Below are 18,495 nucleotides of genomic sequence, written 5' to 3'. Positions count from 1 at the left end.
CTTCAGCATATGTAGAATGCTCGATTTCATTTAGATTTCAATTTGGTACTCTTTTTCGAAGTATTCCAAGACTTGGAGTTTGAGCAATTTTTCTTGTTCCAACAAGTCAAAATGTGGCAATTCTTTCACAAGTCTCCAATGTGGCCAGCCTTCTTGATCGACGTGGTCTAACTCGTAAAATCCGGCATAGCTCAGGACCTTACAAACGGCAATGTGCATCAAGTCCTGTTTTTGCTCTTTGGAAAAGGTGCGCGTTCCCTGACCTAATTCTTGGACACCTATCAAGAAGAGTACGCCATTTAGATCATTGGGTTTTTTACCAATGGTATCCTTGAGCCCGTCCAGTAGTTTTGACCAACGTTTTTCAAGATCCAAATCCCGCTTAAACATAGTCTTTATCCTTGATTTTCAAGTTCTTCCCAATATTCTACGGCTCTTCTTAAATGTGGGATGACAATAGATCCTCCAATAATCATCGCAATGGAAAAGACCTCGAAAACTTCTTTTCTCCCAACTCCAGCCTCAAATGATTTTCCCAAGTGGTACTTGATACAATCATCACACCTTAGCACCATGGAGCAGGCCAATCCGATCATTTCTTTGGTTTTCACGTCCAACTCCCCTTCTGCATAGGTATTGGTGTCCAAATTGAAAAAGCGTTTGATCACTTTGTTGTCCTCAGACAGGATGCGCTCGTTCATTTTGGCGCGGTACTCGTTGAATTCCTCTATCAGATTCATTAACTTAAGAATTAAATTCAGTCCAAAGGGTAAATATAAGGCTTATTCTACCCTAAGGAGGTACAACAACACTTTTTACCCATGCGTTTATTTTTCTGGAAAGATTTTTTGGACCTGATCTTCCCCCGCAATTGTCCTCTTTGCGGCAAAAGCCTCTTTGATTTCGAACCATGCCTCTGTACAATTTGTCAAGGTACACTTCCGAGGGCCAATTTTCACCTTCGTGCTTTTGACAATGAGTTGACCGCCAAACTTCAAGGATTGATGCCGGTAAATCGGGCCATGGCTTTTATCCGGTTTACTAAAAAAGGAAAAAGCCAAAAACTCCTTCATTTGCTGAAATATCGGAATAAGCCAGAGATCGGAGAGGAAATGGGAAGGCTATATGGAATCACGCTAGCTCAAAATGGATACGAAGGAGAATGGGATATCATCATTCCCGTACCGTTACATCCTTTGAAGCAAAAGAGAAGAGGATATAATCAAAGTGAAAGGTTTGCCTATGGCCTTTCTCAATCTTTGAAAATTCCCGCCAAAGAACTGCTGGAGCGGAAAAAATTCACTGAGACCCAGACCAAAAAATCGAGACTTCAGCGATTGGAAAATGTGGATGAGGTATTTGATTTAAAAGAATCGGAGAATGTCAGCGGACTGCGTATTCTCGTGGTGGATGATGTGATTACCACTGGAGCCACACTTTGTGCCTGTGCAAATGTCCTTTTGGCCTATGGGGCAAAACATGTAGATTTGGCTACCATCGCTGCAGGTGGACAATAATCCAAGACCATGAGCATAGACATCGAATTTCTCAAATATCCTGTCGGAAAATTTAATCTCCCTGAAACCATCGATTCCGTATCGATTGGAAATGCCATTCAGACGCTAAGGAGTTTTCCTAGTCTGATTTTTACTGCGGTTAGTTCGTTTTCTCCGGAGCAGCTCGATACCCCTTATCGCCCGGGAGGCTGGACCGTACGACAATTGATCCATCATTGTGCAGACAGTCATATGAATGCATTTATTCGCTTCAAACTTGCCTTGACGGAAGATAACCCAACTATTAAACCTTACGAAGAAGCCGAATGGGCAAAGCTTCCGGATTCTAAATTGCCAATTGAACCTTCTTTGGCTATAATCAAGGCAATCCATCTCAAGTGGGTAACTATTTTGGAGGCAATGAAACCGGGAGATTTTCAGAAGACTTTTTTTCATCCAGAAAAACAGCGCTCCCAATCTTTAGATGAGGTTACGTTGATGTACGCCTGGCATTCTACCCATCACCTTGCCCATGTACAGCATCTGGCATTGAGAAATTTTGACCGATGAGTTTTGATAAACCATGAATATTTCCCTGAAAAATCAACGAATTCTCGTCACTGGAGCATCACGTGGAATCGGCAGAGCCATCGCAAGACAGCTTTCGGATTCAGGTGCCGAGGTCATCATCCATTACAATTCCAATAAATCTGAGGCAGAAACTCTTCTAAGCCAACTCAATAATCCAGCACATATCGAGGCTTGTGACCTTTCCCAATCTGCTGAAGTGGTGGGTTTCATTCCCCGCTTGGTGGGAAAATACGGGCCATTGACTGCTTTGGTCAATAATGCCGGCATCTCCCCCATGGCACCGGATACCTTGCCCACCGGAGAATGGCTCCAAATCTGGGAAAAAGTCATGGCGGTCAATGCTACCGCTGTCGGGATTCTCAGCAAGGAATTTATCGATCAGGCAAAGCCCCAGGAAAATGGCCGAATTGTGATGATTTCTTCCAGAGCGGCTTTTCGGGGAGACACTCCGGATTATTTGGCATACGCCGCTTCCAAAGGCGCATTAGTGAGCTTAACCCGCTCGATAGCAAGGCATTATGGGAAAATCGGAATCAAAGCTTTCCTGATTGCTCCTGGGTTTACGCGAACAGACATGGCCAACGATATTTTGGCTGAATATGGGGAAGACTTTGCACTCAAAGACATTGCGCTGAAAGAACTGACCCTGCCTGAGGACATCGCTCCGATGGTCACGTTACTCTGCTCGGGCTTGGCGGATCATGCTACGGGAACCTCTATTGATATGAACGCAGGATCTTATGTGAGGTAAGCTTCCAAAAACCTCTCTCTTTCTTCCCGGTTATACAGCTAAATCCATTGCCATGCCTGCGAGAGATCCGGTACTCACTCCTGAGCTGATCAAAATTTTGAAAATCTTCATTTTCTCCTCTTTGGGATTAGTGTTGGTTTTTTCCTTTTTCAACTCCTATCGAGCTGATAACACGGGACAAAATCGAACCTTTCGGGTAGCTGACGCAGATCGTTTGTATTTTTTGAATGTTCGAGGCTTATCCTACGATCGAGAGCTGAGGAAAGATGCAGGTATGACGCTTTTTCGTCATGGAAAAAGAAAAGTGGAGGAGGAAAACCCGACATTCTTTCCTCTCATTATCCACAACCCGATCAAAGACGAGGCATATGTCTATTTTGAATTGTTGAATTCGGATTATCCGGTAAAAATCTTTGCGAAATCGACTGATATTATTGATTCGGTGGAGTTTTCAAATGGAAATAATCAAGATCACCTGGATTTGGTGTATAAAATAAAGCCCTGGATTGAAGCAAGTTATGAATTTGAACTAGCAATTTCTGGCAAGAGATTTCCCTTGTGGTCAGATGAAAAAGAAAAAGACGTTTTGAAAACCGTCATGGAGGACTATTTTCGGCTACTTAATCAATCCGATAACTAGTGGAAAAATCAGCTACCCCTCAACTTGAATTTTTTAAATCTCAAATCGGAAAAACACTCAATCATACTCCCTCAGCTGCCGGCAACTGGCTTAGCGGAATTCTTTTGGAGGTGGATCATCATCATATCAAGGTTCAATACACCGTGCGTCCTGAGATGTGTAATCCCGGGAGAATTCTCCATGGTGGTATTGCTTCGCTGATGCTGGACGATGTGATCGGTATGGGGAATTTTGTGGCTGGTTCGGAGTATCTGATGACCAGTATCAATCTGAATGTGGATTTCCTCTCTGCTGCTCAGATCGGCGAAAAGCTCGAAGTCACAGCAAAGTTAGTTCGCTCGGGATCCAATTTGAATCATTGGGAAGCTATTATCCGAAAAGAAACTGGTAAAATCGTAGCCAAAGCCAGTTCCAATTTAATTAAGACACACGTGAAACTGGCGGATTTAGGTTATTGATAAAGCAGAGAAGCCACGGTTTTATTTTTTAAAAAGCCACAGATTCACAGATTTTTATGTAAAAATTTCTTTTGAAATCAGATTCTTCCAAGTGATAGAGATACCGCTTTTTAAAAATTGTATTTAAGTGCATTTAAATTCCAGTTGCAGAAAATGAGATGCCATGAATAGCAAATAATTGATTAGTCGTACTTCGGAATTTTTGCTTGATTTTAGTACCTTACTTTTTTATAAATATCACAATAACAGATTTTTATGGAAAATTTTCCTTTTAAAATAGAAACCTATAAGATAGTGGGACTCTGTATGGAAGTTCATAATAATTTGGGTCATGGATTTTTAGAGATTGTTTACAAGGATGCACTAGAATTTGAATTCAAGAGAAACTAAATTCCATATGAAAGAGAAAAAGAGTACCCAGTGAATTATAAAGGGATCCAATTACCCCATCGGTTTTTTGCTGACTTTATCTTCTTTGAAAAAATTATTTTGGAGGTGAAAGGCGTGAATGGAATACATGATGAACACGTAGCTCAAGCCATCAATTATTTGAAGGTTTCCAAAAATCAGGTGGCTCTTATCGTGAATTTTGGAGAGCCAAAGCTGACATTTAAAAGGATAACGTTGTAGTTTAATCAGACTTTTAAAAATTATCTGTGCATCTGTGGTAATTAAAATCCTTCCAGTTTCACCATCAAGTCCCACACGGCGATTCCCAGACTGACAGAAATATTCAGCGAATGTTTCGTGCCTAGCTGCGGGATTTCCAGGACGGTATCGCAGTTTTGGAGGACTTCTTCTTCCACGCCAAAAACTTCATTTCCGAATACCAAAGCATATTTCTTCCCTTTTTCTGGAGCAAAATCATGGAGCATGATAGATCGGTCTACCTGTTCTAAAGCGCAGATCTGATATTCATCAGCCTTTAGTTTTTCTATGGCTTCCAACGTATTGAGGCAATATTCCCACTCTACGGATTCCGTGGCACCGAGAGCTGTCTTTTGTATATCCCGGTGGGGAGGAGTGCCGGTGATGCCACAGAGGTAGATTTTCTCGATCTTGAAGGCATCTGATGTCCTAAAAGCCGAACCAACGTTGTTCAAGCTCCGAACATTGTCCAGCACAAGAACAATCGGGGATTTTTCGGTTTTTTTAAATTCCTCAACAGACATTCTGTCAAGTTCGTCCATGCTTAATTTCTTCATCTTTTTTGATCTCCTACCCTAATCGGCTATTTTCAGGCCTTATTCCTGATTCCAAAAGTACGACAATTCCATTTTACCCATGAGCAAATCCAAAGACGGACAAGAAACCCCTCTGATGAAGCAGTACAACGCCATCAAGGCCAAGCATCCGGGCGCCTTGTTGCTTTTTCGGGTAGGTGATTTTTATGAGACGTTTGGTGAGGATGCCGTAGTTGCGAGCAGAGTGTTGGATATTGTCCTTACCAAAAGGGCCAATGGGGCCGCCTCACATATAGAATTGGCCGGTTTTCCCCATCATTCCCTGGATAATTATCTCCCTAAGCTTGTCCGCGCCGGAAATCGTGTGGCCATTTGTGATCAACTCGAGGACCCCAAAATGGTCAAAGGAATTGTCAAAAGAGGAGTTACCGAACTGGTTACACCGGGTCTTTCCTACAATGATCAGGTACTCGATACCCGGAAAAACAACTACCTCGCCTCGATTCATTTTGGAAAGGAAAAGCACGGAATCGCTTTCTTGGATGTGTCCACGGGGGAATTTATGTGTGCGGAGGGAAATGCGGCCTACCTCGAAAAGCTATTACAAAGTTTTGCCCCTTCTGAACTTATTTTCTCCAAAGCTGCCAAGAAAACGGCTGCCGAACTGATCAAGAATGATTTCATTACCTTTCACTGTGAAGATTGGGTGTATCAGTTTGATTTTACCTACGAAAAACTCAAAACCCATTTCGGAACGGCCAATTTGAAAGGATTTGGTATTGAGGAATTGGAGTCCGGAATCATTGCTGCCGGGGCAATCCTTTACTACCTCGAAGAGACCGAACACCGCGAGGTACAGCATATATCTTCGATTTCCAGAATTGCAGAAGAAAAATATGTGTGGCTCGACAAATTTACCATACGCAATCTCGAGCTAGTCTATCCTCAACATGAAGGAGGAGTTCCCTTGATCCAAATCCTTGATCAGACCGTCACTCCGATGGGTTCCCGAATGATGAAAAAGTGGATGGTACTTCCCCTGAAGGAAAAGCAGCCCATCGAGGAACGACTGAATGTGGTGGACTTTTTTTATCAAAATTCCTCATTCATTGAGGAAATTTTGAGCCCGCTCCGTCATATCGGTGACTTGGAGCGATTGATTTCCAAAGTTGTGGTCGGCAGAGCTAATCCCCGGGAAATGAATCAGATCAAGCGGGCACTGAAATCCACGCTCCCGATCAAGGAATTGCTGAAAAATCAGTCCAATCCAACGCTGAAACGGCTTTCAGATCAGATTCATCCCTGTGAATTTTTGCTGGAAAAAATTGAACGGGAGCTTCAGGAAGATGCGCCGATGTTAGTGCATCAGGGAGGAGTGATTAAAGATGGGGTTGATACTGAGCTCGATGAATACAGAGGGTTGGCAAATAAAGGCAAGGATTTTCTGGTTCAAATCCAGCAGCGTGAGGTTCAGAATACGGGGATTTCCTCCCTTAAAATCTCCTATAATAAGGTCTTCGGCTATTATCTTGAAGTGACCCATGCTCACAAGGATAAAGTCCCTGCGGAGTGGATCAGAAAGCAGACTTTGGTCAACGCAGAGCGCTACATCACTCCCGAGCTCAAAGAATATGAAGAGAAAATCCTCAATGCCGAAGAGCGGATGATTGCTTTGGAGCAGAGGTATTTCCAAGAATTGGTTCAGGAGGCCGCGCAATACATCACCCAAATCCAGCAAAATGCAAGAGTTTTGGGCACTTTGGATGCCTTGCTCTCTTTTGCAAAAGTGGCTCTAAGCAACGGGTATAACCGACCCAAGATCTCCGATACCGAGACCCTAGAGATCAAGGATGGGCGTCATCCGGTGATCGAAAAGCAACTTCCCATGGGAGAGCATTACGTCCCTAATGACATTTATCTCGATCATGACAGTCAGCAGATCATGATTATTACAGGTCCCAATATGGCCGGTAAATCAGCTTTATTGAGACAAACGGCTCTTATTGTACTGATGGCACAGATGGGTAGCTTTGTTCCGGCTTCATTTGCCAGAGTGGGAATCATCGACAAGGTTTTCACCCGGGTCGGTGCTTCCGATAACCTTTCCAAGGGGGAATCTACCTTTATGGTGGAAATGACTGAGACTGCAAGTATCCTTAATAATCTCTCCGATCGAAGCTTGGTGTTGATGGATGAGATTGGCCGTGGCACTTCTACTTATGACGGGATTTCCATCGCATGGTCCATTGTCGAATTTCTCCACAGCCATCCAAACTTTAAGGCCAAAACGCTCTTCGCCACCCATTATCATGAGTTGAATCAATTAGCAAGTGACTTTCCTAGGATCAAAAACTTCAATGTAGCGGTCAAAGAAGTGGGGAATAAAGTCATTTTTATGAGGAAATTGAAAGAGGGCGGAAGTGAGCACAGCTTTGGTATTCATGTGGCTCAAATGGCAGGAATGCCCAATCCGGTAGTTTTGAGGGCGGCTGAAATCATGAGTCATCTTGAAAAAGACAAAGCACTGAAAGAAAAAAAGGAAACTTTCAAAACCGTACCCAAGAACAATTTCCAATTGAGTCTTTTTGAAATGGATCCAAAACTGACTGAAGCTAAGAAGCTTATTGATGAACTTGATATCAATACGATTTCACCAATTGAGGCTTTATTGAAACTGCATGAGATCAAAAAGAAAATGGAGTAAATATTCTCTTTTTTATTTATAACTTGAAGTAACTAATACTTAACACAAATGACACTTTTCTATGGATAAGGTATTGCTAAAAGACCTTAAAAAGCAGGATAGGTATACCAAGTTCTTTAAAAATTGGAAGGAGCAGGAGTTTCAGGGTGAAATTGATGAACAAAAGCTTAAAGAGGATTTATTGGCTCTAAGCAATACAATCGGTATGCAAGAGGAGCTTCTCATTGCCTGCTTTGATTACCGTAATTTGAATTTGGCATTTTTTGCAGGAAATGTGGAAAAACTTTCGGGTTATCCTGCATCGATGTTCCGAAACAAAGGGATGGAGACATCTTTTGCGATGATTCATCCTGATGACCGTCCGGAGTTGTTTAATTTTCAGAAGATTGTCTTTGAGGCCTTCCATTCCTTGACCATTTCAGAAAGGCATACCTTCCAATTTTCATATACTACTCGGTGGGTACACCGAAAAACTGAAGAAATAACCTGGGTTACTGCCAAAGTAAGACCATATGTGATTGATTCTGCAGGTAATTTTATCATGGACCTGCACATCATCATTCAGCTATTCACTCCCCCCAAACAGAAGGGATATGACTGGAACTATTCTTTCACAAAAGATGATGGAACGAAAATATTTGTAAGTAAAAACTCACCGACAGATAAGGAAGTCAATCTAACCGGAAAAGAGAGAGAAATTGTTGATTTGATCCTTCAAGGAAAAGAGTCCAAAGAGATCTCTGAAATTTTAAATATTTCAATAAATACGGTTGGAACCCACCGAAAGAATATTCTTCGAAAGCTGGGAGCAAGAAATGTGGGTGAAATGGTGAAAATTTTGGCTTCCTATGACTTCTGAAAATCAGGAGGAAAGAAAAAAATAAGTAAAAGCTCGAAAAAATTCTTGCCAGACGTCTTGCAAAAATATTTTACCGCCTTACCTTTGCATCCACAATTCGCTTTGACAACGGTCATTGCCAATTTTAATGCGAGAGTAGCTCAGTTGGTAGAGCACGACCTTGCCAAGGTCGGGGTCGCGAGTTCGAATCTCGTCTCTCGCTCAAAAAAGCCCTTGCAAAAGGGCTTTTTCATTTCAGGACATAGTAGATTTGATGACTGAAATCTCTACGAAAAGGTAGAGCAAGCCGGGATGGTGGAATAGGTAGACACGCAAGACTTAAAATCTTGTGGCCATATCGGCCGTGCGGGTTCGATTCCCGCTCCTGGTACAGAAGCCTCGCATAAATGCGGGGCTTTTTGTATTTAGGCAAAAAAATAAACCGATCAGAGGATTCCGACCGGTTTTTCAATGTTGTTTATCGGCTTATTTCTCCAATATCCCCTTCAAATCTGCCGGAGAGTAATTCACGGATTTCAGCGTCTTGTGATCTCCTTCTCTAAACACCAAAAACAGATCTCCTTCTTTTTCATAAAAGCAAGGCGTGCCTTTGTCTTCATAGTGTTTTACTGTTGCCTTGGCTTCTGCCTCAGTTTTGCATGCCTTGCTCATATTGGAGCGCTGCACTTCATCAAAGAGCGCTTTGAATTTTTCTCCTAAGCCAAATTCCAAGATTGCACCGGAAAGCACGTACTGAAGATCACAAAGTGCATCGGCTATCTCCACCAGATCTTTGTTTTCGATGGCTTCTTCCAACTCTTTCAATTCCTCGGATAAAAGGGAAAGACGAAGATTACAGCGCGTTTCTGATGGAATTGTAGGCTCGGGAAGTACCGGATGCTTAAAGGTTTGATGAAAAAGAGCAACTGAAGTGAGTGACTTAGGATCTTGCATGGAACTACTTTTGGAGATTGAGTCCTGAAATAAGTCAAATTGATCTGATAAATGAAAAATCGTTGACAGAATTACTTGATGAGACAGAAAAAACAAAAAAAGCCGATCTGTTTCCTGATCGGCTTGGTTAATCATGTGTGGATTGGAATTATCGTTTCTGAAGAATCACGGAAGAGGAAAGATTGCTCTCAATTCTACTGAAAATTGCGGCGTTTCCATCAGGACTGTTTGGACCGATTTCGATTCTACCGTCGCCATTGGCATCCAGTGCGGTTGCAAAATTCACCCCTTCAAATAGTTTTCTTAGATCAAAATTGAGCACCAGTTCTGAATTTCCATCCACTTCCACTCCGGTACTTGATTCGGAAACGGCTCTGAGAGTACTTTCCCTTTCGGTCCAAATGGTAGTCAGTTTACCGTTGATTTCCCCAGTGATCAAAAGTGACTTCTGGTGCATTGGGTCATTGCTGTTGGCGCTTGTATTTTTGAAAAGTTGAAAACTGACTTCCCGATAGTTACCTTCAGGTGTTCCCCCTTCTCCGATGACAGCCAATCTCGATTCCCCAGATGCAATTAATACTGTAGATTTTTGGGACGATGATGAGGTTTGAAGTCCCGTACTTACGTTTGACTTCAGTTGCAGATTTCCAAGATTGATTCCTGCCAGCAAATCAGCTTTGGCGTAATATTTCATTTCTACATTCTGGGTGCCCACTGTAAGCTGATTGACTGCAAACCCACTTACAATAATTCTTGCATTTTCGGCACTTCCTGAAGAGGATCCGGATGCAGTCGCGCTTAGTTTGGATTGGGTCTGCGGATCGGTGTTTTGTGGTTCATCACTTACATTGCAGGAAGTAAAGGTCCATGCCAGGCACAAGGATAGGGCTAAAACAACTGTTTTTTTCATGTTAAGTTTAAGTTTGGTTTCCTTTAGCATTTCAAGCCCGTTGCCAAAAAAGTTGAATGTGCCGGGTGATAATAGCGTGCGATAGCTAAATGGAAATGAGAAGACTTATTCCAAAGGCAAGTTTTTTACCTCAAAAAAAGAGGAGAGGCATAAGCCCCTCCTCAATTTAAAAAGCATTGATTTACAGTCAATTGATGGCTAATTCGAATCTTGCGCTTACAGCTTTCCAATCCACCAAATTCCAAAAAGCGGTCACATAATCCGGTCTTCGGTTTTGGTAATGGAGGTAATACGCATGTTCCCAAACATCCAATCCTAAGATGGGAATGCCCTTCGTTTCGGCCAAATCCATCAGGGGATTGTCCTGATTGGCTGTGGAAGAGACGGCCAATTTGGCGCCAGGCTGTACAATCAACCACGCCCAACCGGAGCCAAAACGAGATTTGGCGGCATTTTCAAATTGGGTCACAAATGCTTCATAAGATCCAAAAGAAGAAGAAATAGCCTCCAATAGTTTTCCTTCTGGTTTTCCCCCACCCTTGGGACTCATGACGCTCCAAAATAGCTCGTGGTTATAATGTCCACCGGCATTATTTCTCATTTTAACACTGTATTTGGAAATGGATTTCAATACCTCTTCCAAAGGCTTAGAGGTGTCCACTCCTTCCTCCTTTGCCGCATCATTTAGGTTGCTAGCATAAGATGCAGCGTGTTTGGTATAATGAATCTCCATGGTTCTTGCATCGATGTGCGGCTCCAATGCTTGATAGGAGTAGTTAAGTGGACTTTGAGAAAAACCGGTAGCCACCGAAAAATCAGCAGGTATTCCCATCCCATTGGCGAGCAATTCGGAAAAGGATGAACCGATCAAACCTACCGCAAGTCCAGCTTTTGAAGTTTGGGATAGAAATGATCTTCGGCTTTTGTCTGTGTTTTGATGTTTCATTGACGTTGGAATTTAGGTTTTGAAAAAAACCAGCTTAAACAGGATATAGTTGCAAAAGCTAGAGATAATCTGACGAATTTGGAATTGATACCCAGACAATAAGTCTGATTTTGTGACAAGTTGGTTAAGTTTGTGGTTTGGTGTAGGTATGGATAAGTTTTTGTCTGTCTCACCTTCGAGGACAATCTAATGGAACTTTCATTTTACAAATACCAAGGAACTGGAAATGATTTTGTCATGATCGATGACCGTGAGGAACGATTTGATCAAAATGATTTGGCCAAGGTACAAAAGCTTTGTGACCGCAAATTCGGAATCGGCGCGGATGGCCTGATCCTGATCAGAAATCATGCAGATTATGATTTCGAAATGATCTATTTCAATGCGGATGGATCACAAAGTATGTGTGGAAACGGTGCCCGATGTGCTGTTGCTTTTTCTTCCTTTCTTGGAATTATCAAAGAACAAACCCATTTTCTCGCAATTGATGGTCCTCACGAAGCTGTTTTGAAAGGAGATCAAGTGGAGCTTTTGATGGGAAATGTGAAAGGAATAGAAGAAAGTATGGGCGATTACTTTGTTCATACGGGCTCCCCTCATCATATCCGATTTGTAGAACATGTGAGGGATTATCCTGTTTTTGACCAGGGTAAATCTATCCGATATGACCCCTGCTACGCTCCCGCCGGAACTAATGTCAATTTTGTGGAGGGTATCAAGGATGATGAAGTGTTTGTCCGGACCTATGAGCGTGGAGTAGAAAATGAGACGTTTTCTTGCGGGACAGGCGTGACAGCAGCAGCTTTGGTATATGGAACTCAAACCAATCAGAATGAGATAAAAATCACGACGCTTGGTGGAAAACTGTCTGTAAGATTCCGTCCAAACTCGTCCGGTGGATTTCAGGACATCTGGCTGATTGGGCCGGCAGAACAGGTTTTCAAAGGAAAAATAAACATTTAAACCATTCAACAACCTAGCCTTTCTACTGGGAGGCTAAATTATCAATTCTAACAAAAAGGGCTTATTTTTAGGCCCCCAAAAAGGGATCCAACTCAACATCATGCTAGATTTTATTGCAAAAGGATTGGCCAAAATATTCGGCACCAAATCCGACCGAGATATCAAAGAACTCCTACCCAAAGTCACTGAAATCAATCAGGTTTTTTCAGGGTTAAAATCCCTCAGTGATGATCAGCTTAGGGAAAAGACTCAGGAAATCCGTAACAAAATCAATGACCGGCTCCAATCCATTGATGGGAAAATTGCGGACTTAAGGGGTCAAATTGACGCGCTGCCTTCGGAAGCGATCCATCAAAAAGACCAGCTTTTCAATGAAATAGACAAGTTGGAAAAGGAACGGGACTCGGAGTTAGAAAAAGTCCTGGATGAGGTAATGTCTCAGGCTTTTGCGATTGTGAAGGAAACCGCCCGCAGGTTTAAGGAGAATGGAAAGCTTGAAGTCGCTGCCAATAGCTACGACAGGGAGCTTGCGGCCCGTAAGCCCAATGTGGAAATTCAGGGCGAAAAGGCTATCTGGCATAACAAATGGATCGCTGCAGGCAATGAGGTCGTATGGGATATGGTCCACTATGATGTTCAGCTCATCGGGGGCATGGTCCTTCACAAAGGAAAAATCGCCGAAATGGCTACGGGTGAAGGGAAAACACTGGTTTCCACCCTCCCTGCATTTCTAAATGCGCTTTCCGGAAGAGGCGTCCATTTGGTAACAGTTAACGATTATCTGGCCAAGCGGGACTCCGAGTGGAATGCCCCACTTTTTGAATTTCACGGATTGACAGTCGATTGTATTGACAAGTATCAGCCCAACTCTCCCGGTAGAAAAAAAGCCTATTCAAGTGATATCGTATACGGTACCAACAATGAATTTGGCTTTGATTACCTACGCGACAATATGGCCCGTGAGGCAGGTGATCTGGTTCAGGGCAAGCATCACTTTGCTATGGTGGATGAGGTGGACTCAGTCCTGATTGACGATGCCCGTACTCCATTGATTATTTCTGGGCCTGTTCCTCGTGGAGATGTGCATGAGTTTGACCAAATGAAGCCGAGAGTGGCTGCTTTGGTGGATGAGCAGCGCAAATTGATTCAGGGATTTTTGGCATCAGCCAAAAAACACATCGCTGATGGTAATGAAAAAGAAGGCGGTTTGGCACTTTTTAGGGCTTATAGAGGTATTCCAAAATATAAGCCGCTGATCAAGTACCTTTCCGAGCCTGGTATCCGGGTGATTCTTCAAAAAACAGAGAATTATTACCTCCAGGACAACAAGCGGAATATGCCTGAAGCTGATGAGCCGCTATTGTTTACTATCGATGAGAAAACGAACGTAGTCGATTTGACCGACAGAGGTATCGAAGCGATGACTACCAAAAATGAGGACGCTAACTTCTTTATCCTTCCGGATATCGGGGTAGTGATCGCCGAATTGGAAAAAGACACCGCTATAGATGACAAAGAGAAGCTTATCCGTAAGGAAGAGGTCATCAAAGATTACAGCGTAAAAGCCCAGCGTATCCATACCGTCAACCAATTGCTCAAGGCGTATTGCATGTTTGAGCGCGATACCGAATACATTATCGTGGACGGAAAAGTGAAAATCGTTGACGAGCAGACGGGTCGTGTCATGGAGGGCCGTCGATATTCCGACGGATTGCACCAAGCGATCGAAGCCAAAGAAAACGTAAAAGTCGAAGACGCAACGCAAACCTATGCGACGATTACCCTGCAGAATTACTTCCGGATGTATCATAAGTTGGCTGGTATGACCGGAACGGCTGAAACAGAAGCGGGAGAATTTTGGGAAATTTATAAGTTGGATGTGGTCGTCATCCCTACCAATAAGCCAATTATTCGTCAGGATCGGGAAGATAAAGTTTATAAAACAGTAAGGGAAAAATTCAATGCGGTCACCGACGAAATCAATGAATTGGTCGCTCAAGGAAGACCGGTACTTGTCGGTACTACCTCAGTAGAAATCTCTGAAGTACTCAGCCGAATGCTGACGCTGAAGAAAATTCCGCATCAAGTATTGAATGCCAAGCAGCACGCCCGTGAGGCAGACATTGTAGCTGAGGCCGGTAAGCCGGGCACTGTGACCATTGCTACCAACATGGCCGGTCGTGGTACGGATATCAAATTGACGCCGGAGTCTCGAAAGGCCGGAGGTCTGGCGATCATCGGTACTGAGCGTCACGAATCCCGACGTGTGGACCGTCAGCTTCGTGGCCGTTCCGGCCGTCAAGGTGACGTGGGTTCTTCCCAGTTCTTTGTTTCTCTCGAAGACAGCTTGATGCGACTTTTCGGTTCGGATCGAATCGCCAAGCTGATGGACCGAATGGGTCTTGAGGAAGGCGAGGTGATTCAGCATAGCATGATCACCAAATCCATTGAGAGAGCTCAGCGCAAAGTCGAGGAAAATAACTTTGGCACCAGAAAGCGCCTCCTCGAATACGATGACGTCATGAACTCTCAGCGAGAGGTAGTCTACAAGCGTAGAAGAAATGCCCTTAAAGGGGACAGATTGGAATTGGACATCCTTAATATTTTGTTTGATGTTTGCGAGAGTCTTGTCGAGATGGGTAAATCGACAGAGGATGCGGAAAACCTGAGAATGAATGTTTTCACCACTCTGGGAGTAGATTATCCGATTTCAGAAAACGATCTCAAAACCAAAGATGCTCAAAAACTTACCCAAGAGCTTTATTCCGTTGCTTTTGAAACCTATCAGAAGAAAAATGGAGACATTGCCCAGACTGCCCTACCCATATTCAAGAGAGTATTTGAAGAAAGAGGAGGTACTGTAAAAGATATCATGGTACCGATTACGGACGGAATCAAACAAATAGGAATCGTCTGCAATCTGGAAAAAACCATTCATACCGATGGTCACGAGCTGATCCGGGCCATTGAAAAAAATGTATCCCTTGCCATTATTGACCAGAACTGGAAAGAACATCTCAGGGATATGGATGACTTGAAGCAATCGGTTCAGAATGCCGTTTACGAACAAAAAGACCCGCTCTTGATCTATAAGTTTGAGGCGTTTGAGATGTTCAAGCGATTCATAGGCAAACTCAATGAAGACATGATTTCGTTCTTGAGCCGAGCCGATTTGCCGAAGCAGGATCCGGCTCAGGTACAGCAAGCTCAAGTGCAGCGTGCTCCCGAACCAAAAGTTCATGCGTCAAAAGCTGAAGTGGGGAGTACCCTGAATCCAGGTGCAAATCGTGCCGTGGCAGCTGCTGCTGCAGCTGGCAGGACTGCTCCACAACCTGTCGCACCCCGAAAAACGGAGAAGGTGTATGGTCGAAATGACAAAGTATCCGTTCAGTACAAGGATGGAAGCACTAAGATGGATGTCAAATACAAAAGTGTCGAGCAGGATATTGTAAATGGGACTTGTGTCGTAATTGAACATTAACAGCTTATGAAAAAACTCTGGGTAATTGGATTTTCCTGTTTGATTTTGGGTTGCAAAACTTCAGGTGGTGTTTCAGGAAGCGGTGCATCTGTATATTCTAATTATCAAGAGGATCTTTCAGGTGTACTACCTGATTTCCCTGATTACCGCAATTCAAACAGTACTGCAGATTTGGAGATAATTTCCTCTTCGCAAGCAGTGGATGGTCAATTGTCCGATTTGCAAAAAAGGACTTTTGAAAAAAATAAATCAGAAGCCTATTTCAGTGGATTTACTGTCTTGGTTTATTCGGGTATTGACAGAAATGAGGCATTCAAAACCCGGGATGACCTAGCCTTATATTTTCCGGATATAAACCCGGAAATGCAGTATCAGCAACCCAGATATTTGGTAAAAGTGGGTCAATATGCTTACAAATTCGAAGCTCAGCGGGTATTTTCAAAAGTTAAATCCCAATTTCCAACTGCCCGAATCATTCAGGACAGATTTCAGCGAAAGGAGTATTCCTCTCCCGTAACGACCGATCAAAATGCTCAAGGACAGAATTAAATTCCTGGCTAAGGAATACAAAGAAGAAGTCATCAGCAATAGAAGACATCTGCATGCCAATCCCGAACTTTCGTTCAAAGAGTTTAAAACTGCCGCCTTTGTCGAGGAAAAACTTCGGCAAATAGGAATTACAGAGATCGAATCTAAGGCCACTACAGGCTGGTCGGTCTTGATCAAAGGAAAAAACCCTGACAAAAAAGTCATTGCCCTTCGGGCAGATATGGACGCGCTCCCTATCGTGGAGGCAAATGATGTTCCTTACAAATCACAGAACCCCGGAGTCATGCATGCCTGTGGACACGATGCTCACACGGCTTCACTTTTAGGCGCAGCCAAAATCCTCAACGAGGTAAAAGACCAATTTGAAGGAACCATCAAGCTGATCTTCCAACCGGGAGAAGAATTGGTTCCTGGAGGTGCATCGCTGATGATCAAGGATAAAGTTCTGGAAAATCCACGGCCTAATTCGATTATCGGTCAACATGTGATGCCGATGATCCCAGCTGGGAAAGTGGGTTTCCGTCCTGGTCTTTACATGGCAAGTACGGATGAAATCTATATCACCGTGAAAGGGAAAGGCGGACATGGTGCCATGCCCGAGACATTCATCGATCCCGTGTTGATTTCTTCCCATATGATTGTAGCACTTCAACAGATCGTCAGTCGCGTAGCCAATCCCAAAATCCCTTCCGTGCTTTCTTTTGGCCGAGTGGAGGCACTGGGAGCTACCAACGTGATCCCAAATGAGGTAAAAATCCAAGGGACATTCCGTACACTTGATGAGGCTTGGAGAGCCAAGGCTCATGAGAAGATGCTTCAAATCGCTCATGGTATCGTCGAAGGAATGGGCGGGGAATTGGATTTCGAAATCCGAAAGGGGTACCCTTTTCTCAAGAACGATCCGGAATTGACTGCCAGATCCATGGATGCTGCCAGGGAGTATCTTGGTGAGGAAAATGTGCTGGATTTGGATATCTGGATGGCTGCGGAGGATTTCGCGTTTTATTCCCAGGAAATTGACGGGTGTTTTTACCGATTGGGCACCCGAAACGAAGCTCGGGGTATTGTATCAGGAGTACATACACCTACATTCGACATTGAGGAAGAATCACTGGAAATCGGTGCCGGATTAATGGCTTGGTTGGCTGTTTCTGAACTCTCCAAAGGTTAACTTTCCCTTAACTCAAAATTTCAGCGAAGGTCTATCTTCGCTTTTTTATTACAAACATGAAAAGAGTACAAACCCTCACACTCACGCTTTTCTTTAGTCTCATGGTTTCCCAGGCATTTGCTTGGGGGCAATTGGGTCACTACCTGATCGGGTATATGGCTGAAAAGCAAATGAAAAAGTCTACTAAAAGGAAGGTAGAGAAAATCCTTTTTCCGATGTCCCTAGGTCGAAGTGGTACTTGGATGGATGAAATCCGATCAGATAGAAGCTATGATTATGCCACCACATGGCATTACCTCAACAGTAAAAACGGCGAATACGATCCAAGTACACAAGAGAAAACCGGGGATGCTTACGAGGCTATTCAACGGATCAAAGCTGAGCTGAAAGCCGGTGGACTGGATCCTAAAACCGAAGCCGAGAAGCTTAAAATGCTCATTCACATGGTCGAAGATATTCATCAGCCACTTCATGTGGGCACAGGCGACGACCGTGGAGGAAATGATGTGAAGATTGAATTTTTCAATCAACCAACCAATCTTCATGCACTTTGGGACAGTGGGATGATCGACCGTCAGGGAATGAGCTATACCGAAATCGGAGAAGAGCTCTTTCGCCGGTTGACTCCTGAAATGAAAGAAAAATACCGCTCTGCCACGATGCTTGATTGGCTCAAGGAAGCCGTCAGCTATAGACCAATGGTCTATAATCTTCCTGAAAACAATAAAATCAGCTACCAATACATGTATGACAACTATCATATCGCCGAGGAGCGAATGATTGCTGCCAGTGTTCGGTTAGCTCAGATTTTGGAAGAGATTTATCCTTGATCAAATATTAAAGAGGAATTTGGCCTTTG

The 18,495-nt window shown here is 43.5% G+C and carries 18 protein-coding genes, 2 tRNA genes and 1 pseudogene; 15 read left to right on the top strand and 6 right to left on the bottom strand.

Going from position 1 to position 18,495, the window contains the following annotated elements:
- Positions 1 to 30: 30 nt before the first annotated feature.
- Together CLV31_RS03340 and CLV31_RS03335 are read right to left on the bottom strand one after the other, a co-directional pair.
- Positions 31 to 390, bottom strand: coding sequence for a hypothetical protein (locus tag CLV31_RS03340; RefSeq protein ID WP_111391458.1), 360 nt, complete (start codon positions 388 to 390; stop codon positions 31 to 33).
- A gap of 5 nt (positions 391 to 395) precedes the next feature.
- On the bottom strand, positions 396 to 740 hold the full coding sequence (locus CLV31_RS03335; protein WP_111391457.1) for a carboxymuconolactone decarboxylase family protein: 345 nt from the start codon (positions 738 to 740) through the stop codon (positions 396 to 398).
- 81 nt (positions 741 to 821) lie between these two features.
- Here CLV31_RS03335 and CLV31_RS03330 point away from each other — a divergent pair, with 81 nt between their 5' ends.
- The 6 genes and pseudogenes from CLV31_RS03330 to CLV31_RS03305 all read left to right on the top strand — a co-directional run bounded on the left by CLV31_RS03330 (position 822) and on the right by CLV31_RS03305 (position 4,566).
- Entirely contained in the window at positions 822 to 1,517 is a 696-nt protein-coding gene (locus CLV31_RS03330; RefSeq protein WP_111391456.1) for a ComF family protein, read from the top strand.
- 9 nt (positions 1,518 to 1,526) lie between these two features.
- Positions 1,527 to 2,066 carry a YfiT family bacillithiol transferase gene (locus tag CLV31_RS03325; RefSeq protein ID WP_111391455.1) on the top strand — a complete coding sequence of 180 codons (540 nt, stop codon included), beginning with the start codon at positions 1,527 to 1,529 and terminating at the stop codon, positions 2,064 to 2,066.
- 13 nt (positions 2,067 to 2,079) lie between these two features.
- Positions 2,080 to 2,838 (top strand): SDR family NAD(P)-dependent oxidoreductase, encoded by a 759-nt coding sequence (locus CLV31_RS03320; RefSeq protein WP_111391454.1) that lies wholly within the window; start codon positions 2,080 to 2,082, stop codon positions 2,836 to 2,838.
- A 52-nt stretch (positions 2,839 to 2,890) separates the two neighbouring features.
- Positions 2,891 to 3,478: a hypothetical protein gene (locus CLV31_RS03315; protein WP_111391453.1), complete on the top strand. Its 588-nt coding sequence runs from the start codon at positions 2,891 to 2,893 to the stop codon at positions 3,476 to 3,478.
- Complete coding sequence (locus tag CLV31_RS03310; protein ID WP_111391452.1) at positions 3,478 to 3,936, top strand: PaaI family thioesterase; 459 nt, start codon at positions 3,478 to 3,480, stop codon at positions 3,934 to 3,936. The genes CLV31_RS03315 and CLV31_RS03310 overlap by 1 nt, the downstream gene beginning before the upstream one ends.
- A gap of 255 nt (positions 3,937 to 4,191) precedes the next feature.
- Positions 4,192 to 4,566, top strand: a pseudogene (locus CLV31_RS03305) (GxxExxY protein).
- Between the two features lie 41 nt (positions 4,567 to 4,607).
- On the opposite strand, the gene CLV31_RS03300 reads toward CLV31_RS03305, so the two are convergent.
- Entirely contained in the window at positions 4,608 to 5,141 is a 534-nt protein-coding gene (locus CLV31_RS03300) for an RNA methyltransferase (protein ID WP_111391451.1), read from the bottom strand.
- 79 nt (positions 5,142 to 5,220) lie between these two features.
- On the opposite strand from CLV31_RS03300, the gene mutS reads away from it, so the two are divergent.
- The 4 genes from mutS to CLV31_RS03280 all read left to right on the top strand — a co-directional run bounded on the left by mutS (position 5,221) and on the right by CLV31_RS03280 (position 9,053).
- The gene (gene mutS / locus CLV31_RS03295) at positions 5,221 to 7,824 is read left to right on the top strand and encodes a DNA mismatch repair protein MutS (protein ID WP_111391450.1); all 2,604 of its coding nucleotides are present in this window, start codon (positions 5,221 to 5,223) and stop codon (positions 7,822 to 7,824) included.
- 61 nt (positions 7,825 to 7,885) lie between these two features.
- The gene (locus CLV31_RS03290) at positions 7,886 to 8,683 is read left to right on the top strand and encodes a LuxR C-terminal-related transcriptional regulator (RefSeq protein ID WP_111391449.1); all 798 of its coding nucleotides are present in this window, start codon (positions 7,886 to 7,888) and stop codon (positions 8,681 to 8,683) included.
- A gap of 129 nt (positions 8,684 to 8,812) precedes the next feature.
- A tRNA-Gly gene (locus tag CLV31_RS03285) sits at positions 8,813 to 8,885 on the top strand.
- A gap of 83 nt (positions 8,886 to 8,968) precedes the next feature.
- A tRNA-Leu gene (locus CLV31_RS03280) sits at positions 8,969 to 9,053 on the top strand.
- Between the two features lie 95 nt (positions 9,054 to 9,148).
- On the opposite strand, the gene CLV31_RS03275 is transcribed toward CLV31_RS03280, so the two are convergent.
- From CLV31_RS03275 to CLV31_RS03265, 3 genes are all read right to left on the bottom strand, one after another.
- Positions 9,149 to 9,616, bottom strand: a complete 468-nt coding sequence (locus CLV31_RS03275; protein ID WP_111391660.1) for a pyrophosphohydrolase domain-containing protein — start codon at positions 9,614 to 9,616, stop codon at positions 9,149 to 9,151.
- A gap of 148 nt (positions 9,617 to 9,764) precedes the next feature.
- On the bottom strand, positions 9,765 to 10,526 hold the full coding sequence (locus tag CLV31_RS03270) for a hypothetical protein (RefSeq protein WP_111391659.1): 762 nt from the start codon (positions 10,524 to 10,526) through the stop codon (positions 9,765 to 9,767).
- Between the two features lie 187 nt (positions 10,527 to 10,713).
- On the bottom strand, positions 10,714 to 11,472 hold the full coding sequence (locus CLV31_RS03265) for a superoxide dismutase (RefSeq protein WP_111391448.1): 759 nt from the start codon (positions 11,470 to 11,472) through the stop codon (positions 10,714 to 10,716).
- 189 nt (positions 11,473 to 11,661) lie between these two features.
- On the opposite strand from CLV31_RS03265, the gene dapF reads away from it, so the two are divergent.
- The 5 genes from dapF (at position 11,662) to CLV31_RS03240 (ending at position 18,466) form a co-directional block, all read left to right on the top strand.
- Positions 11,662 to 12,435, top strand: coding sequence for a diaminopimelate epimerase (gene dapF, locus CLV31_RS03260; RefSeq protein WP_111391447.1), 774 nt, complete (start codon positions 11,662 to 11,664; stop codon positions 12,433 to 12,435).
- 100 nt (positions 12,436 to 12,535) lie between these two features.
- On the top strand, positions 12,536 to 15,916 hold the full coding sequence (secA, locus tag CLV31_RS03255; RefSeq protein WP_111391446.1) for a preprotein translocase subunit SecA: 3,381 nt from the start codon (positions 12,536 to 12,538) through the stop codon (positions 15,914 to 15,916).
- A 6-nt stretch (positions 15,917 to 15,922) separates the two neighbouring features.
- Positions 15,923 to 16,465, top strand: coding sequence for a hypothetical protein (locus tag CLV31_RS03250; RefSeq protein ID WP_111391445.1), 543 nt, complete (start codon positions 15,923 to 15,925; stop codon positions 16,463 to 16,465).
- A complete protein-coding gene (locus tag CLV31_RS03245) occupies positions 16,446 to 17,636 on the top strand; it encodes a M20 metallopeptidase family protein (protein WP_111391444.1) in 1,191 nt (396 codons plus the stop codon). Before CLV31_RS03250 ends, CLV31_RS03245 begins: the two co-directional genes overlap by 20 nt.
- A gap of 56 nt (positions 17,637 to 17,692) precedes the next feature.
- Complete coding sequence (locus CLV31_RS03240) at positions 17,693 to 18,466, top strand: S1/P1 nuclease (protein WP_111391443.1); 774 nt, start codon at positions 17,693 to 17,695, stop codon at positions 18,464 to 18,466.
- The last annotated feature ends 29 nt before the right edge of the window (positions 18,467 to 18,495 follow it).

This window comes from Algoriphagus aquaeductus, from assembly GCF_003253485.1.
GTDB lineage: Bacteria > Bacteroidota > Bacteroidia > Cytophagales > Cyclobacteriaceae > Algoriphagus > Algoriphagus aquaeductus.
This window is presented reverse-complemented; position numbering and strand designations above follow the sequence as displayed.

Excerpts from the sequence above, each read along its gene's own strand:
- CLV31_RS03275 (WP_111391660.1), bottom strand. The coding sequence starts at position 9,616 with ATGCAAGATCCTAAGTCACTCACTTCAGTTGCTCTTTTTCATCAAACC.
- CLV31_RS03320 (WP_111391454.1), top strand. The coding sequence starts at position 2,080 with ATGAATATTTCCCTGAAAAATCAACGAATTCTCGTCACTGGAGCATCA.
- CLV31_RS03340 (WP_111391458.1), bottom strand. The coding sequence starts at position 390 with ATGTTTAAGCGGGATTTGGATCTTGAAAAACGTTGGTCAAAACTACTG.
- CLV31_RS03335 (WP_111391457.1), bottom strand. The coding sequence starts at position 740 with ATGAATCTGATAGAGGAATTCAACGAGTACCGCGCCAAAATGAACGAG.
- CLV31_RS03325 (WP_111391455.1), top strand. The coding sequence starts at position 1,527 with ATGAGCATAGACATCGAATTTCTCAAATATCCTGTCGGAAAATTTAAT.
- dapF (WP_111391447.1), top strand. The coding sequence starts at position 11,662 with ATGGAACTTTCATTTTACAAATACCAAGGAACTGGAAATGATTTTGTC.
- CLV31_RS03250 (WP_111391445.1), top strand. The coding sequence starts at position 15,923 with ATGAAAAAACTCTGGGTAATTGGATTTTCCTGTTTGATTTTGGGTTGC.
- CLV31_RS03245 (WP_111391444.1), top strand. The coding sequence starts at position 16,446 with ATGCTCAAGGACAGAATTAAATTCCTGGCTAAGGAATACAAAGAAGAA.
- CLV31_RS03300 (WP_111391451.1), bottom strand. The coding sequence starts at position 5,141 with ATGAAGAAATTAAGCATGGACGAACTTGACAGAATGTCTGTTGAGGAA.
- CLV31_RS03270 (WP_111391659.1), bottom strand. The coding sequence starts at position 10,526 with ATGAAAAAAACAGTTGTTTTAGCCCTATCCTTGTGCCTGGCATGGACC.
- CLV31_RS03330 (WP_111391456.1), top strand. The coding sequence starts at position 822 with ATGCGTTTATTTTTCTGGAAAGATTTTTTGGACCTGATCTTCCCCCGC.
- mutS (WP_111391450.1), top strand. The coding sequence starts at position 5,221 with ATGAGCAAATCCAAAGACGGACAAGAAACCCCTCTGATGAAGCAGTAC.
- CLV31_RS03290 (WP_111391449.1), top strand. The coding sequence starts at position 7,886 with ATGGATAAGGTATTGCTAAAAGACCTTAAAAAGCAGGATAGGTATACC.
- CLV31_RS03240 (WP_111391443.1), top strand. The coding sequence starts at position 17,693 with ATGAAAAGAGTACAAACCCTCACACTCACGCTTTTCTTTAGTCTCATG.
- secA (WP_111391446.1), top strand. The coding sequence starts at position 12,536 with ATGCTAGATTTTATTGCAAAAGGATTGGCCAAAATATTCGGCACCAAA.
- CLV31_RS03265 (WP_111391448.1), bottom strand. The coding sequence starts at position 11,472 with ATGAAACATCAAAACACAGACAAAAGCCGAAGATCATTTCTATCCCAA.
- CLV31_RS03315 (WP_111391453.1), top strand. The coding sequence starts at position 2,891 with ATGCCTGCGAGAGATCCGGTACTCACTCCTGAGCTGATCAAAATTTTG.